Source organism: Halomonas sp. ALS9 (assembly GCF_001651035.1).
GTDB lineage: Bacteria > Pseudomonadota > Gammaproteobacteria > Pseudomonadales > Halomonadaceae > Vreelandella.
Window position 1 is genome coordinate 1 of sequence record NZ_LXRG01000072.1, and the last position, 230, is coordinate 230.

General features: G+C 52.2%; 1 pseudogene. It reads right to left on the reverse strand.

The features are described from left to right. Positions 1-230: pseudogene (locus tag A6R74_RS06170) on the reverse strand (helicase); the annotation flags it as partial.

Genomic DNA, 230 nt, shown 5'->3' on the forward strand with positions numbered 1-230 from the left:
GATGAGCAGCGATGAATGGCAGGCGGTTTGCCATGGCGCTCGATCGGTTCTAGATCGGGGTTATAGGCGATATGCTGGGCGAAGCGGGTTATTTCGATACTGGAGCGGTAATATTTATTCAGCGTCACGTACATTGACTGACGCAGCACCTGGCGTATCTGCTCGGCTTTCGAGGCGCTATAGGCGTTAACTGATTGGTAGCTTTCGCCTAGACCGGTTTTTTTGCAACG